This is a genomic window from Streptococcus suis (assembly GCF_046032115.1).
GTDB lineage: Bacteria > Bacillota > Bacilli > Lactobacillales > Streptococcaceae > Streptococcus > Streptococcus suis_AJ.
The window spans coordinates 1-15578 of record NZ_JARQOZ010000009.1 but is presented as its reverse complement, the minus strand read 5'-3'; the positions used below and the strand labels follow the sequence as shown (position 1 = coordinate 15578).

Genomic DNA, 15578 nt, shown 5'->3' with positions numbered 1-15578 from the left:
GGTCATTTAGTAATAATATCATATTTTTCAACTGCTAATGTAACTAATCCTTGACTCTGGAAACGAATGCCATCTGCTTCAAGTGGTGTTTCAATTTCCATACTGAACACTTGCTTCCCTCCATTGATAAACAATTCAATGGAATGACTATCCAAAATAAAGCGACAGGTGATTGAATCTTGGAGGTCTACTGCTATTTTTCTGAAACAATTCTGATCTAATCTAAGCCCAGAATAGGTTCGATCAACTTCTTTGGATCACGAAAATGTTCTCTACTAAAACCGTCAGGGAGTATATTTCCTGTCAATACTGGATTCGTATTAACTTTTTTATAATCAACTCCATCTCCAACGGCTAAACATTGGTCTTGAACAACTTCAATCTGCCCACTACTGTTTTCTTGTTTTCGAACCTCTGTATAAATTAGATAGTGTTTACCCTCGTGCTCCACTGCACTTCCTGAAAAGCATCCTTCCTGGTCATACCATTGGTCGGGTGCTAGAGCCACGGGCAAATCTTTCCAAACTACCATGTCTTCCGTCACTTGGTGTCCCTAGTGCATGGGCCCCCACTTGATATCATAAGGATGATACTGATAAAATAGATGGACTTTACCCTGAAATTCTGAAAGTCCATTCGAATCATTTAGCCAACCAACAGGTGGGCTAACATGAAATCATGGCCTTGTATCCGAAGCAACATGATGCTGGAAAACATAATCTCTAGCCTTTTTCAAGTTTTGTATCCTTCACCTCCGGATGTTATTTGTAATGTAACCGGTTACTTAATCGTATTCTACCCTTTTAGTTTTTGATTGTCAAGCGTTTTCAAAAATATTTTTCTAAATTGAAAAAAGATTGACACATAGCGATTTTCACTATATAATACTGAAAACAAGAAAGGGTTTTCAAATGAAGCAACAAAAGGTTACATTTGCGGATATTGCAAAACATACAAATTTTTCAAAGACAACCATATCACGATATTTTAATAATCCCGATTCATTAACAGATGCCAGCAAACAAAAGATTGAAAGAGCATTAATTGAACTGGGTTACCAAGAAAATAAACTTGCAAAAGTATTAGCCAAAGGTAAAACGGAGTTCATCGGTATTATCATACCAAATCTATTTCTCCACTTTTATGCGGCCATTTTAGAAGAAATATTAGCTACCTATAAAAAAAATAATTACAAATTCTTAGTTTTCATCGGTGATGACAATATTGAGACCGAACGAGAGTATATCCAAGAATTATTGGCTTATAATATCGAAGGATTGATTGTTTTAAGTCATACCATTACTTCTGAAGAATTAGCCAGTTACAATGTTCCTGTAGTTTCAATTGAGCGCGAATCACAATATATTTCTAGCATTGAAACCGACAACTATCTCGGAGCCATTCAAGCTACAGGTTCTTTAATCAAGAATAACTGTGATATACTTATCCATATTAATGGAAAATTGAAAGAAGATATACCTGCCTATAATCGAGTCAAAGGTTTCGAAACAATGTGTCAGGACAGTGATGTAGAATACAGAATCTTTGCAACTGACCTCGGTAGTTCTTACCATCAGATTCAAACTGAATTACAGCACCATTTTGAGACGATTGAGGCTAACTATCAAGGTAAGCGCAAAGGAATTTTCTTTGCTAACGATACCTATGCCTCTATCTTTGTCAATATCCTATTCCAAAAATATGGTCATTTCCCTGAGGATTATCGTATTGTAGGATTTGATGATTCTCCGATTGCATCGGAAACAATTATTCCATTGACAACTATCAGACAAGATTTAAAGGCTATTTCTCACACAGCTTTAGAAGTTTTGAGCCAGCAAATAGAAGAACGAAAGAAAGAAATTATTTCGCCTATCCAACATCGCGAGATTGCTCCGAAATTGATTAAGCGCTCCACAACATTTTAAAATAATGGCTACCTAGTAGAACGAAAATATCGTTACTAGGTAACCTTTTTTTATTGTTCATTACTTCATTGGATCAAAGAATGCGTTCAGTTTTTTCACTAATTCTGCTGAGTTAGGATTTTTCACTGCTTCAACTGTGATATTCCAGAACTCTTCTTCTGATTCCCATTCAGATTGCAACCAAACTACGTGTTTGTCAGTGAAGGCATATTGTGTAACTCCAGCAGTTTCTTCAAACTTGCCTTCTGTTTCTACGCCTTCTACAGAAGTTGGTGAGCCATCTACATCATAGTATTTCTGGATAACTTCTGGACGAGAGAGGTATTCTAGGAATTTTTTAGACTCTTCTGGGTGCTCTGTATCTGCAGAAATAGATAGAGCAAGGTCAGCTGCACCGATGGTATAGTCGCCACCTTCTTTATCACCAGGGAAGGTAAACATACCATATTCAAATTCTGGTTCTTGTTGGTTAACAGCTGTAGCTGCCCATGTCCCTTGTGGGAGCATGAGTGCATCTCCTGCCGCAAAAGCTGCCACTGCATCTGCATAGAGGGCTCCAGTTGCACCTTTTTGTCCGTTATCTGTCAACAGTTGCAGGCGTTCTAGAACTGCTTTTGTCGTAGCATCATCTTGAATCGCTCCCTTTGCACTGCGAATCAGAATATCTTCTGCCCCATCAAAACCACCTGCAACAGTTACCCAGGCTAACTGATGGTAGCCATTCAATGACCAAGTATCGTTCAATGAAAGAGCAAACGGTGCTGCACTGCCATCAGCCTTGATTTTGTCTACCAAAGCCACAAATTCTGCATAGGTAGTAGGAACTTCGAGACCCAACTCTTTGAACTTATCTTTATTATAGTAAATACCATAAGCATTCGCTGTCAAAGGAAGGGTGTAATTTTTTTCGTTAACAAGATATGGTGTTACAGCACCATCTTTCAAATGGTTTAATCCTGCATCATCACCAATTTCTAGGAAACGTCCATCCGCTGCATATGCTTTGAAGTCCGCATTTTGTGGATAAATGTTGATGACATCTGGTGCTTCATTATTGGCCATTCGGGTTTTCAGAACAGTTCCTGCATCTGGTACATTTGAAAATTTAACATCAATCGTAGGATTTTCTTTTTCAAAATCATCAATTATTTCTTGAAGAGTTGCTTGCATTTCAGGTTTTTGTGAGAAATATTCAATTTCTACCTTATCGCTACTACTTGCATTCCCACAAGCAACCAAGAAGCTGGCAAAAGCACAGACGGACGCACATTTTAAAAATGTTTTCATTTTCATTATAAAATCCTCCTAGATTTTGTTAAAAATATATTGTACACTAAAATAATCTTTTTGAACATGTGGCATAGTAAGCCCAATGTTCATCAATTCATCCCCGTAGAATGTCTCTCCTAATTGTGGGCATTCATACAAGGCATCTGAATCAAGTCCTTTTAATTGAACTTGTAAAAGCGGAGCTTCTGATTGAGCCAGTATCTTAACAAAGGTGAATACCGCTTGACTTTTATCTTTATTGACATAATTGGCAGCCCAGGTATTGCTTGTTTTTTTCAAGCGATAGAGCAAGCCTTCCTGAACTGTTGAGCGAATGGATTTGAAGGTTTGAACTTGCTGACGGATTTCATCTAACTCATCTGAGTTTAGTTTGGTCAAATCTAGTTCATAACCAAATGCTCCCCCCATCATTGCCACATTACCACGTGTTGCAAGCGGAGTGATTCGACCAACTTGGTGGTTAGGAACTGCAGACACATGGGCTCCCATAGAAGAAGCAGGTAAAATCAAACTCGTACCTTCTTGGATAAAAAGTCGACCAATCGCATCTGTATTATCACTAGCCCAAGCCTGTGGCATGTAATAGAGCAAACCGAGGTCATTTCGACCACCGCCACCAGCACAGGATTCGAAAAGAATATCTGGGAACCGCTTGGTAAGGTGGTCTAATACACGGTAGAGACCTAGCATGTAACGATGGTGGAACTCAAAGCGCTGGTCATTTGCTAAACCTTCAGGAATATTGGTGATATTACGGTTCATATCCCATTTTACATAAGAAATATTGGCTGATTCTAATATGGAAGAGACGCTATCAATGATGTAGTCACAGACTTCCTGCTTGGTCAAATCCAAAACTAATTGTTCTCGGCTGTAGATTGGTAAGCGTCCTTCTGTGCGAATTGCCCAATCAGGATGCTCACGATAAAGATCGCTATCAATAGAAATCATCTCTGGTTCAAACCACAGTCCGAATTTCATGCCAAGCCCGTTTATTCGCTCTGCTAAGCCAGTCAAACCATTTGGCAACTTATCCAAATTGACTTTCCAATCACCCAATGAACATTCATCATGATTTCGTTTTCCAAACCAACCATCATCTAGTACAAAAAGTTCTACTCCAACTTGACTTGCCGATTTCGCCATCTCTACGATCTTATCTTCAGTAAAATCGAAATAGGTCCCTTCCCAGTTATTAATGAGGATCGGTCGTTCTTGATGACTAAACTTCGAAGCTACAATATGATTTTTGATGAACTCATGACTGTCTTGTGTCATGCCAGTCAACCCTTTATCAGTGAATGATAAGAGGACTTCTGGTGTTTGGAAACGTGAATGTTGCCCTAATTCCCAACAAAATTGCTCATCGTTTAATCCCATGCCCCAACGACAGGTCTCTAAAGGTGTCACTTCAACAAATCCAGTGAAATTTCCACTATATACTAATTGAGCAGCGTAAATATGACCACTGTCTTCGGTTACAGCAGGGTCCGCGAGTGCTATGAATGGTGTTTTTGAATGACTTGAGGCTCCTCGAATACTTCCAATGGAAAATTTCCCCTTGGTTAAGGGTGTCTGTGTCCACTCCTTTTCAAATCCATATCTGCCCGCTAGGCTATGTACAACAAAATCTTTGTGTGGAAAATCAAGTGTAAAAGACAAAGCCTTTTCGATTTTTGTTGGAAATTGACCTGTTTGAATGGTTGTAGAACGGCTAAGATAATTCGCGTCCTCAAACACACTGTACTGAAGCGTAACAGTAATGTCTGTTAGCTGATCGTAGAGTTCAATCTCTAGACTATCTACCTCGTCCTCATCAGCAAAACTAGAAGGTAATCCTTCAAGTGCTTGTTTGCCTTTCTTTATTCTGTGTGCCTTATATTTTAAATCCAAGGCCACACCAAACTCATTTCGCAAGTCAATTGCAGCTGTGCGGAAATCACCTAAACCATTACTAGAATATTCCTGTTGTAAGGTATCCATAGAGTATGTCCTGTTTCCAGAAATCGGACTTGGTGAAAAAGAACGATCTAGATATGTGATTTTATTTCCAGAACTAAAATGTTTAACCTTTTTACCAAAATATCTGTGAACTAAATCTCCCGTTTCCAAAATTTGAATAATGTATGAAAACTCTCTAGTTTGTAGGTGGAACAAGCGATTTTCTTCTAAGTATTGAATCATGTTCTTCTCTCCTGTCTCCTTTACATACTTTATTTTATAAAATGAAAACGCTTTAATTAATAGTCTTTTGTATCATAAACATGTTATAATGTTTCCTATGGAGGATGGAAATGAATATTCTGAATATCTATAATGAGCTTGACAGCCATAATTTTGACCTAAATGTTGACCATTATGGTGCCGAACAATGTGACAAGAACTACTCATTTGGACCAACAATCCGAAATAACTATGTACTTCATTTTATTACGAATGGCAAAGGCAAGATGACAATCAATGGTGATACGACTGAACTAACCGCTGGAGATATTTTTGTACTTCCAAAAAATCAATCTATTTTTTACCAGGCTGATGGGATAGAGCCTTGGACCTACACTTGGGTGGGGTTCAGTGGCTCACGTGCTGAAAGCATCCTGACTCAAACTCGACTTCTAGAAAAATATTATCTCCATTCAAACCTCGATTCTCCTATATTAAAAAAGATGATTGACATCAATCATACAAAAAATCAATCTCTTCCAATGACTACGGAACTAATTCTAATCGGTCATTTGAATCAATTGCTCGCAGCACTTGTTGAAGAGTTCCCGAATGATGCATTAAAAGATGCCAATACCATTGCAAAAAATTATGTACATCACGCAATAAAAATAATACATAGTCAATATAGCAGTCCTATTAAAGTATCTGAAATCGCGGAGCAATTAGCCCTAAGTCGTAGTTACTTGTATAAAATTTTCAAGCAAGAAACTGGCTACTCTATCAAAGATTATATCGTTCAAGTTAAAATGAACCACGCATGTCAACTACTGGCTACTCCAGAACTTAGTATCACTGAAATCGCAAATTCTGTCGGCTATTTTGACCCCTTGGTGTTTAGCAGTGCCTTTAAAAATCAATATCACCAGAGTCCAAGTGATTATCGGAAATTTCATAGTCATTAATTCTACACACCAAAACATTTCAAGTTCACCAAAAGCAAAAAGGATATTCTGAACAAGGAACAGAACATCCTTTTTTAATTATCTACCAAACACTCCTACAATTCGTTGGCAGGCTTCTTTTATGGTTTCAAACGGTGCTGCTGCATTGAGGCGAGCGTGTTGGACACCTTCCTTTCCGAAGGTTTGGCCATCATTGAGAACCACTTTGGCTTCTTCTTTCAATTTGCGATGCAATTCATTATGCTCCAACCCATAGGCAGAAAAATCAAGCCAGACCAGATAGGTTCCTTGTGGCTTTACCACCTTAATCTTTGTATGTTGGGTCAGGTAGTCCGTTATATAATCAATGTTTTTCTCAAGCACTGTCTTCAATTCCTCTAACCATGGACGACCATATCGAAAGGCTGTTTCAGTCGTAATCAAGCCAATAGCTGGAATTTCATGCTGGTTATTGACCAGCTGTCTTCTCGTAAAAGCCTTTCTCAATTGTGGATTTTCAATAATAGCAAAGCTATTTTTCGTACCTGCAATGTTGAAGGTTTTTGTTGCAGACGATAAAACAAGTGAAAAATCCTTAAAATCTGGACTCACAGTGTTGAAACTGTGGTGCTGGTTTCCATAAAGGGTCAGATCTTGATGGATCTCATCTGAAACTAGCAAGACCTTGTGTTTACGGCACAATTGACCAATTTTTTCTATCTCCTCCTTGGACCAAACACGACCACCTGGATTATGGGGATTGCAGAAAATGTAGAGTTTCACTTCCTTCTCTACAAGGTCACGCTCCAATTGTTCAAAATCAATCTGGAACTGTCCGTCCACTACCTGCAAGGAATTGGTTACCAATTGGCGATTGTTCAATTTTACCGTACGGGCAAAGGGAGGATAGACAGGAGTATTGATGAGAACGGCATCTCCCTCCTCAGTAAGAGCTTGGATAGCTACCGAGAGGGCTGGCACCACTCCTTCAATTAGAACAATACTTTCTTTGCTGATTTCATATCCGTGTTGGTCTTTTTCCCAATCAATAATGGATTGATAGAGAGAATTACTAGCGTAGGGATAGCCGAAGATATGTTGGTCTGCATACTGGCGAATGGCTGAGCGAATTTCGGGCAGGGCTTCAAAATCCATATCCGCAATCCAAAGCTGTAAGAGTTCTGGATCCTGCTCACTGGCCTTCCACTTTTCTGAATGGTGACTTAAGCGATCGGGTCTAGTCATAAAATCATATCGTGTCATATCTTATCCCTCCAAGGCTGTTTTTAAATCTGCAATCAAGTCATCCGCATCCTCAATGCCGATAGACAGACGAAGCAAGTCATCCGTTAACCCGTAAGAATGGCGGGTTTCAGCTGGAATATCTGCGTGGGTCTGAGTGGCTGGGTAGGTAATCAAGCTTTCTACTCCTCCCAAACTTTCCGCAAAAGTAAAGACCTCTAAGGTATTGAGAATGTGAGGAATGCGGCCTTCATCCACTACCTTGACAGAAATCATGCCCCCTTTACCCGTGTAATAGACCTGCTTGACAGCTGGGCTAGCTTGCAAGTAGGCAACAATTTTCTGGGCATTTTGGGTTGCCCGTTCCATACGCAGAGAGAGGGTTTTCAGTCCACGCATGAGAAGGTAGGCATCTAGGGGCGAAAGGGTTGGACCTGTGGTATTTTGGTCATAGAAGAGTTTGTCATAGAGGGTCTGGTCATTGGTCATGAGCACGCCTGCCAATACATCATTATGCCCTGACAGATACTTGGTTGCTGAATGCAAGACCACATCGGCTCCAAGTAGAAGGGGATTTTGGTAGATAGGGCTGTAAAAGGTGTTATCGACAATCACCTTGGCTCCTTTGGCATGGGCGACAGCCGAAACCTTAGCAATGTCAAACTCCACCATGAGGGGATTGGTCGGTGTTTCAAGGAAAACATAATCTGTCTGGTCCGTGATGGCAGCTAGGAGCTCCTCCTCAGTGTTGGCATAGGTGAAGCTAAAGCGCCCCAACTGCTCCTGCTCATTGAACCAGCGGAAGGAGCCACCGTAGAGATCACGCGCCGCAACTACCTTGCTTCCAACAGGAAAACCGTTAAAGAGCAAGACCAGAGCAGCCATTCCCGAGCTCGTTGCTAGGGCATAGTCGGCCTTTTCAATAGCTGCCAAAGTCGTCTCTAGACTGGCACGTGTCGGATTTTTTGTTCTCGTGTAGTCATAACCTGTCGATTGACCAAACTCAGGGTGTTGATAGGTCGTCGAAAGGTGGATAGGGGAAATCAAGGCACCTGTTCTCTCATCGCTATTGATGCCCGTATGCGCCAAAATCGTATCAATCTTATAATCTGTCATAACATCTACTCCATTCTAACTTATTAACTAGTCTAGCATGAAATGGGAGATTTGGTGTGAAAAAGCTCAAAAAATCCTTATAGAAAAACAGCAAGCTTTGTTATAGTTTTTATTTATAACAAGACCCGCTTTTGTTTACATATAAATATTTGAAAACTTGCAAATAAGTTGATATAATAACAGAAAGAGAGGTGATTACTTATGAAATTTCAGTTTAACAAGCATTTCTATCGGTACAATGCCTTTTATTCCTTGGTTTTCTGGACTTGTTTTTTACTACCCGGTTTCTTTAAGGACAGTTCTCCAAATTCAACTTGGTATGCCCTATTGGCCATTCTTATCCTCACTATCCAGGCTATTCGGACCTTTTTCTTCAAGGAAGAAAAGGAGCTCACTCGCATGGGCTACATCTTTCATTTGGTAATGATTGCGCTGATTATCTATCTTAAATTCGTATTGGGTAAGTAGAAAGGAGTCTACTATGTTTAAGAACTTCAATACAGCATTTTATCAAACTTGGGAATTTTACTTTTCCCTACTTTGTTTAGTGACCTTTAGTTTCGTAGTTACAAAGGGAATCTTTGGGGTGTTCGATTTTATCCAGTTTGCCTTGGGACTTTATGTCGGCTATCTAGCCTTCTTTAAACCACGAAGCTGGATTAAAAAAACATGGCAGATTTATCTGACGATTGGATTGATTGCTAGTTGGATAATCATTTCCTTCTTTGTATTGTGAGGATTTTATATGTTTAAGGAATTTAATAAAGAATTTTATCGGAGTTTGAATTTTTATCTCATGATACTGTTATTGCTGGGGAGTATCGGAGAATGGCTAAATAAGGGACCTACCTTCTGGCTTGCACTCTTGCTATTTGCGACTGTCGGTACTGCCCGTAGTGCCTTTTGGTCTAAAGAATGGACCTTAAAAGCAAATTGGCAAATCTATCTCTGTATTGCTTTCTTGCTGGTCGGGGCTTGGATTGAATTTTTTAGTTAGATTGAAAGGAGCGTGATATGCGCTCCTTTTTCTTCCAAAATGGACTGAGATTTTCTGCTAAAGATGGTATAATAAAACCATGCAAAAAATTGAGTTATTAGACGGAGAGCGGGTTGATCAGCTCTTCTCAACAGATGTTCAGATTATTCAAAACCGGGAGGTTTTTAGCTACTCGATCGACAGTGTCCTCCTGTCGCGTTTTCCAAAAATGCCTGCTCAGAAGGGGTTGATTGTCGATCTTTGTAGTGGAAATGGGGCAGTGGGCCTCTTTGCCTCCACACGCACCAAGGCTCAGATTATTCAGGTCGAGTTGCAGGAACGGTTGGCGGACATGAATCGCCGCTCCATCGCCCTCAATGGTCTGGAGGAACAGGTATCGGTCATCAATGACGACTTGGCAAACCTGCCCCAGTATGATTTGCGGTCCAAAGTGGATTTGATGCTCTGCAATCCCCCCTACTTCAAGGTGGACGAGGGTTCAAATCTCAATGAGAGCGAGCATTATCTCCTAGCCAGACATGAGATTGCTACCAACCTAGATAGCATTTGCCAGGTGGCCCAACAGGTGCTCAAGTCCAATGGTCGCTTGGCCATGGTCCACAGGCCCGACCGATTTTTAGATATTTTGGACACGCTGAGGACCTACAAGCTGGCTCCTAAACGCATCCAGTTTGTCTATCCAAAGGCCAGCAAGGAGGCCAATATGTTGCTGATTGAGGCTATCAAGGACGGCTCGGTGGACGGTCTGCACATCCTGCCACCTCTGGTTGTCCATGAGGAAAACGGCGACTATACTCCGGCTATTCGTGAGATTTATTATGGAAATTAAGGCCTACTTTTATGTGCTGGAATGTGCCGACGGGAGTCTTTATACTGGTTATACGACTGATGTGGTCAAGCGGCTTGCTACCCATAATCGTGGGAAAGGGGCCAAGTACACCCGCGCACGCTTGCCTGTCAGTCTGCTCTATCAAGAAGCCTTTGCTAGTAAGCAGGAAGCCATGTCGGCCGAGGCTTTGTTTAAAAAGCGGAGCAGGCAGAGTAAGTTAGATTATATTGCAGAAATGACAAAAAAACCTCGTACAAAATAGTACGAGGCTTTTTATTTAAAATACTTCCAAAATTGTATCAATTTTCCCCATAGCTTCTTCAAAAATAGCCTGAGCCTGGTTTGGATCGGCCGATTGCCCTTCGATGAAGACCTGATGAATGTCTTCAAATCCAAGAAACTCAAAGATAGACTTGATGTATTGGGCTGCAGGATCTTGACCTGCGTAAACTCCACCATTAGACTGGATATGCAACAATTTTTTGCCCTTGACCAGACCGATAGAGCCTTCCAACCCATACTTGAAGGTCAGACCTGCAACGTTAATAGTGTTAATCCAGGATACCAACTGACTTGGCACATTGAGATTCCAGAGAGGATTGACGACAACAATCTTATCTGCTGCAAGAAATTGTTGGGTCAGGGCATTGTAGCAGTCCAAGCGCTCGGCTTGTTCAGGACTGATTTCTATACCTTTTTTTGCTGCTCCCATAGATTCTAACAAAGGCTTATCCAAAGCTGGAATCTGGTCCTCAAAGACATCGACTAGTTCAATCCGATCTTCTGGGTGCAAACTGGCGTACCGAGTTTGAAACTCTTCCCAAGCCCGCAAGGCGTAGGACTTTTGTGCGTCGAGGGGGTGGGCCTTTACAATTAATACGGTTGCCATTGTCCATCTCCTTTGTTACTAATTATTGATAAATATATTCTACTCTTTTTGAGGCTGGGCAAAAAGCCCAGCTCCACTACTCAGAGTTCGTGTCAACATCTCAGCGCAGTGGTTGATTGGCAGATTTGTTCGTGTTTCACACTCCAAATCTGACCTAATCAACTGTGCGGGGGTGGGAAAACGAACTCTCTTTTAGACTAATCGAGTTCTTTCCCACTCCCATTTGCTCGAAGCAAAAGGCTGGTCTCCCAGCCTCTGCATTCAAAACTGTTATCATTTTTTTAAATAGGTGTATGCGACACAGTCCAGGCTATCAACGGCTGTAAAACCAATTGCTTCGTAGAAAGACCGTGTTTTCTCTGTATTGTCTGTCAAGAGATGAAGCTGGTAAACTTCCGAAAAGTGGATAATGGCCTGCTCCAAAAGCTGACGCCCAATTCCCTGACGCTGATAGGTTGGCAGGACCAAGATGTCCTGAATAAAAACGATTGAATGGCCGTCACCAACTGCTCGCAAGAGACCCACTAGACGGTTACCGTCATAGGCCGCAAGAACAAACAGGCTATGTTCCAAAGCCTTCTGTAACATGGCAGGCCGATCAGTATAATTTGTCCAACCAACTGAAGCATAGAGGTCAAGGACTGCTTGAAAATCAAGTTGAGGATGTTGTTTGTAAGTAATCATGATGTTCTCCTTTGTATTATTTTTTAGAATACAAAGGCTCTATCCATTGTCAAAACGCCCATGGTCTTTCCTCCTATTTTGCTACTTCTAGTATAACAAAAACCGCTCCAATTAGGAAGCGGTTTTGTAACGACGATAAAAATAATAGAGACTCAAGGTTATGACAGATATACCAAACAAAATCAGTACAAGGATAGATAGGGTTGGTGAGCCTAACAGACTAACTAGTAGCAATAGCCCACCAATGATGAAGAGATAGCCTGCCTGCTTTCTTCCCCTTCTTTCTATTTCATTGGTCTTGCTGCCCAATTCCTCCTTGGGTAAATAATTCCCTATTACCATATAACCGATAGCTAGCAGTCCAATAACAAGTCTCCGGTAATCTAATTCTCCTCCCAAGTTAAACCTGAGCAAAGCAACTTGAATGATGAGAGCCAGCAACGGAAAAAGCCATTTGACCACTCGAATGACTGGTGTTTTCCCTATCCCTTTCACATCATAAAGTACACAAATGAATAGGTGAACACAAAAGAATAGTAGCGGTGTCAAAATTGTCACCATATACTTGGGCATAGAGCCATTTGGCTCACCATTTACCCCAAAATGAGATACCACGGTATCTGGCAATGCTTTATAGTAACAAATCATCAATACTGCAATCAGTAGAAATATACTCGAAGTTGCTAATAAGGTTTTTATGTCAATTTTCTTCATCTTGATGTCCTCCTAAACTTGCAATCCAAACCAAGACTTCTTCAAAGACCGTATAGTTTAGACGATAATAAATAAAATTTTTCTGCTTTTCCTCCAAAATTAATCCAGCTTTTTTCAAAGTGGATAAATGATGAGAAACTGTTGCTCCTGTTAAATGAAATTGTTCTACAATTTCCCCAGCAGACTTCGGCCCCGACTTAAGACTATCTAGAATTTGCCTACGAATAGGAGCAGAAATTGCCTTTAAGGTTTCAGACAATCCCATAATAAGCCTCCTTGTTCATCTATTTAGAAATATTTCTAAATAGAATTATACTCTATTTTTATTGTTTGTCAAGAACTATTTCGATTATTTTCTAAATAGAACTCAAAAAAACAGACCACTCTTTATGGCCTGTCAAACACTGCTTATCTCTCCCCTTTATTGCGGATCACAAAGCCTGTTTTCTTTTCACTTGAGGTGCGTTGGTGTGGTTTTTTGTTGTCCTGACGGCGGTTGTCACGCTTGAACTTGTCATCACGACGGTTGCGGTCGTTACGATCACCACGGCGTCCTCCACGGTCTCGGTTGCGGTCACCGTCACGACGGCCACCACGATCACGGTCGCGACCACCACGTCCACCTTTACCCTTGGCTTGACCAGGTGCAAACTTGAATGGCAGTGGTTTTTCACGTGCGATTTCAACTTCTGGCATGCTATCTGGATCTTGTACGGTCAGACTAAGTACGTAGAGAGCAAGCTCTTCAGGCGTAAATTCAGTCGCCAACTTGATTGCATCTTTCTTAAACTTATCAAAGTTTCCACGAATAGTCTCGTCTGCGAAGTCACGCTCAATCTTCTTCAAGGCAACTTTCTTCTTGGCTTCAAATGCTTCCTGAGCAGTTGCTGGCTTGAGACCTTTCATACGTTTCTTGGTCAAATCTTCGATGATTGCCAAGTAGCCCATCTCGTTTGGCGAGACAAAGGTAATTGATTGACCTGATTGACCCGCACGACCTGTACGACCGATACGGTGCACGTAGCTTTCTGGATCCTGTGGAATATCGTAGTTATAGACGTGCGTTACACCTGAAATATCCAATCCACGAGCCGCAACGTCCGTCGCAACAAGGACATCAAGCTGGTCATTTTTAAAGTCTCGGATGACACGTAGGCGTTTGTTCTGGTCCAAATCTCCGTGGATACCTTCTGCACGGAAGCCACGCAGTTTCAAACCACGAGTTAATTCATCAACACGGCGCTTAGTACGACCGAAGACGATAGACAATTCAGGCTGGTCAACATCCATAAGGCGTGTCATGGTATCAAATTTTTCATGTTCTTTGACACGGATATAGTATTGGTCCACGTTGACGTTGGTCAATTCCTTAGCCGCAATCTTAACATGCTCAGGCTCTTTCATGAACTTGACACCAATACGCTTGATTGGCTCTGGCATAGTCGCAGAAAACAAAAGGGTTTGACGGCTTTCTGGCACACGCTCGATGATCGCTTCGATGTCGTCCAAGAAGCCCATGTTGAGCATTTCATCTGCCTCGTCAAGAATAAGGGTTTCAACACCGTCAAGCTTGAGGGCTTTTCGCTTAATCAAGTCCAAGAGACGCCCTGGCGTACCAACAACGATGTGGGCACCTGAGCGAAGGGCCTTGATTTGCTTTTCGATACTTGATCCACCGTAAACAGAGCGGACTTTCACACCCTTTTCACGACCAAATTTGAAGAGTTCTTCCTGACTCTGCACCGCCAACTCACGTGTTGGGGCAATAATCAAGGCTTGTACAGCTTGATTGTTGGTGTCAATTTTATTGAGGGTCGGCAGACCAAAGGCTGCAGTTTTCCCTGTACCCGTCTGGGCTTGACCAATCACATCTTTTCCTTCCAAAGCAAGCGGAATGGTCTGCTCCTGGATAGGTGACGGCGTTTCAAAACCTGCCTTCTCAACGGCAAGCAAAATGTCTTCTGACAATTGTAAATCTGTAAATTTCAATTATGATACCAAGTGCGTTAAGAAAACAAGGTGAAAATAGGAGACTGACGCAGTGTGACCACACACTAGGAAGTCTATCTTTTTCACGAAGTTTTTAGCACGGGTTCGAATACTCATCCCGAACTAGTTTCCTAACGCATTTCCTTTCTTTTACAAGGCAGTGCGAAGCTACCTTATCTAACTTTTTTTGTAACAATTATTTCCACTGGCAGCGAACTAACCAGTATCAGACTTGCAACTTATCTAGTATATCACATTCTATGCCTAAAGGTTGGCTTTTGCCTCAAATTTATCAATAATACGTTTTCATAAAAAACTTAAAAATATTTGAAGGTGAGAAAGTGAGAAATTAAGACTATTTGAATCATAGTTTGAACAACCAATGCGGTATTGTATTCAGACATATAAATAATAAAGGTAAAGGTAAAGGTAAAGGTAACTCAAAACAATAGCTTTCGTAAACAAATGCTGTCTTTCTCAAGACTAGTGACTATCCTCTTCGCTTTTATTTTTACCCTATGATATAATTAAGGTGATGACTTCTCACAGCTAATCGCTGGTGTCCCAATATCAAAAAACCACGATGGAAACTAACAACGTTTTTTTACTATAATTATATTACCAACCATTTCACTAATTATATTATGTTATCCAAGCGCTGATTGAGGATTAACATAAAGTCTAGTGGTAAAAAGTCAATAGAAAGTTGAGAAAAATCTAGTTGTTTTTTTAGAAAACAGGGTACACTAAAAACACCTAGTGAAAATCGCTTTTTTTCACCAGTTTATCCAAG

Annotated in this window: 17 protein-coding genes and 1 pseudogene; 7 read left to right on the top strand and 11 right to left on the bottom strand. The window is 40.9% G+C overall.

From position 1 onward, the window contains the following. Positions 1-2 precede the first annotated feature (2 nt). Positions 3-197 (bottom strand): GH32 C-terminal domain-containing protein, encoded by a 195-nt coding sequence (locus tag P7J36_RS04355; RefSeq protein ID WP_257212898.1) that lies wholly within the window; start codon positions 195-197, stop codon positions 3-5. Positions 198-217: 20 nt separating this feature from the next. After that, a pseudogene (locus tag P7J36_RS04350) lies at positions 218-661 on the bottom strand (glycoside hydrolase family 32 protein); the annotation flags it as partial. Positions 662-911: 250 nt separating this feature from the next. Here P7J36_RS04350 and P7J36_RS04345 point away from each other — a divergent pair. Continuing rightward, the gene (locus tag P7J36_RS04345; RefSeq protein ID WP_099831702.1) at positions 912-1928 is read left to right on the top strand and encodes a LacI family DNA-binding transcriptional regulator; all 1017 of its coding nucleotides are present in this window, start codon (positions 912-914) and stop codon (positions 1926-1928) included. A gap of 60 nt (positions 1929-1988) precedes the next feature. Here the strand turns inward: P7J36_RS04345 and P7J36_RS04340 are convergent, their stop codons facing one another. Continuing rightward, the gene (locus P7J36_RS04340; protein ID WP_408551369.1) at positions 1989-3221 is read right to left on the bottom strand and encodes an extracellular solute-binding protein; all 1233 of its coding nucleotides are present in this window, start codon (positions 3219-3221) and stop codon (positions 1989-1991) included. Between the two features lie 12 nt (positions 3222-3233). After that, on the bottom strand, positions 3234-5402 hold the full coding sequence (locus P7J36_RS04335; protein WP_408551370.1) for an alpha-galactosidase: 2169 nt from the start codon (positions 5400-5402) through the stop codon (positions 3234-3236). Between the two features lie 110 nt (positions 5403-5512). On the opposite strand from P7J36_RS04335, the gene P7J36_RS04330 reads away from it, so the two are divergent. Then, positions 5513-6346, top strand: a complete 834-nt coding sequence (locus tag P7J36_RS04330; RefSeq protein ID WP_408551371.1) for an AraC family transcriptional regulator — start codon at positions 5513-5515, stop codon at positions 6344-6346. Between the two features lie 78 nt (positions 6347-6424). Here the strand turns inward: P7J36_RS04330 and P7J36_RS04325 are convergent, their stop codons facing one another. Together P7J36_RS04325 and P7J36_RS04320 are read right to left on the bottom strand one after the other, a co-directional pair. Then, a complete protein-coding gene (locus tag P7J36_RS04325; protein ID WP_408551372.1) occupies positions 6425-7588 on the bottom strand; it encodes a MalY/PatB family protein in 1164 nt (387 codons plus the stop codon). Positions 7589-7591: 3 nt separating this feature from the next. Further along, positions 7592-8683 carry a cystathionine gamma-synthase gene (locus P7J36_RS04320; RefSeq protein WP_408551373.1) on the bottom strand — a complete coding sequence of 364 codons (1092 nt, stop codon included), beginning with the start codon at positions 8681-8683 and terminating at the stop codon, positions 7592-7594. A gap of 201 nt (positions 8684-8884) precedes the next feature. Between P7J36_RS04320 and P7J36_RS04315 the strand changes: the two genes are divergently transcribed. The 5 genes from P7J36_RS04315 (at position 8885) to P7J36_RS04295 (ending at position 10771) form a co-directional block, all read left to right on the top strand. After that, the gene (locus P7J36_RS04315; protein WP_408551374.1) at positions 8885-9151 is read left to right on the top strand and encodes a hypothetical protein; all 267 of its coding nucleotides are present in this window, start codon (positions 8885-8887) and stop codon (positions 9149-9151) included. Between the two features lie 13 nt (positions 9152-9164). Beyond that, positions 9165-9419 carry a hypothetical protein gene (locus P7J36_RS04310; RefSeq protein WP_408551375.1) on the top strand — a complete coding sequence of 85 codons (255 nt, stop codon included), beginning with the start codon at positions 9165-9167 and terminating at the stop codon, positions 9417-9419. Positions 9420-9428: 9 nt separating this feature from the next. Next, entirely contained in the window at positions 9429-9680 is a 252-nt protein-coding gene (locus P7J36_RS04305; protein ID WP_408551376.1) for a hypothetical protein, read from the top strand. A 79-nt stretch (positions 9681-9759) separates the two neighbouring features. Then, the gene (locus tag P7J36_RS04300) at positions 9760-10509 is read left to right on the top strand and encodes a tRNA1(Val) (adenine(37)-N6)-methyltransferase (RefSeq protein ID WP_408551377.1); all 750 of its coding nucleotides are present in this window, start codon (positions 9760-9762) and stop codon (positions 10507-10509) included. Next, a complete protein-coding gene (locus P7J36_RS04295; RefSeq protein ID WP_408551382.1) occupies positions 10499-10771 on the top strand; it encodes a GIY-YIG nuclease family protein in 273 nt (90 codons plus the stop codon). Before P7J36_RS04300 ends, P7J36_RS04295 begins: the two co-directional genes overlap by 11 nt. A 15-nt stretch (positions 10772-10786) precedes the next feature. On the opposite strand, the gene P7J36_RS04290 is transcribed toward P7J36_RS04295, so the two are convergent. From P7J36_RS04290 to cshA, 5 genes are all read right to left on the bottom strand, one after another. After that, positions 10787-11398 (bottom strand): FMN-dependent NADH-azoreductase, encoded by a 612-nt coding sequence (locus tag P7J36_RS04290; protein ID WP_408551378.1) that lies wholly within the window; start codon positions 11396-11398, stop codon positions 10787-10789. A 273-nt stretch (positions 11399-11671) separates the two neighbouring features. Then, positions 11672-12082 (bottom strand): GNAT family N-acetyltransferase, encoded by a 411-nt coding sequence (locus P7J36_RS04285; protein ID WP_408551379.1) that lies wholly within the window; start codon positions 12080-12082, stop codon positions 11672-11674. Between the two features lie 111 nt (positions 12083-12193). After that, positions 12194-12796 (bottom strand): DUF1648 domain-containing protein, encoded by a 603-nt coding sequence (locus P7J36_RS04280; RefSeq protein ID WP_408551380.1) that lies wholly within the window; start codon positions 12794-12796, stop codon positions 12194-12196. Next, positions 12783-13061: an autorepressor SdpR family transcription factor gene (locus P7J36_RS04275; RefSeq protein ID WP_099832587.1), complete on the bottom strand. Its 279-nt coding sequence runs from the start codon at positions 13059-13061 to the stop codon at positions 12783-12785. Before P7J36_RS04275 ends, P7J36_RS04280 begins: the two co-directional genes overlap by 14 nt. Before the next feature lie 143 nt (positions 13062-13204). Next, positions 13205-14785, bottom strand: a complete 1581-nt coding sequence (gene cshA / locus P7J36_RS04270; RefSeq protein ID WP_408551381.1) for a degradosome RNA helicase CshA — start codon at positions 14783-14785, stop codon at positions 13205-13207. Between the last annotated feature and the right edge of the window lie 793 nt (positions 14786-15578).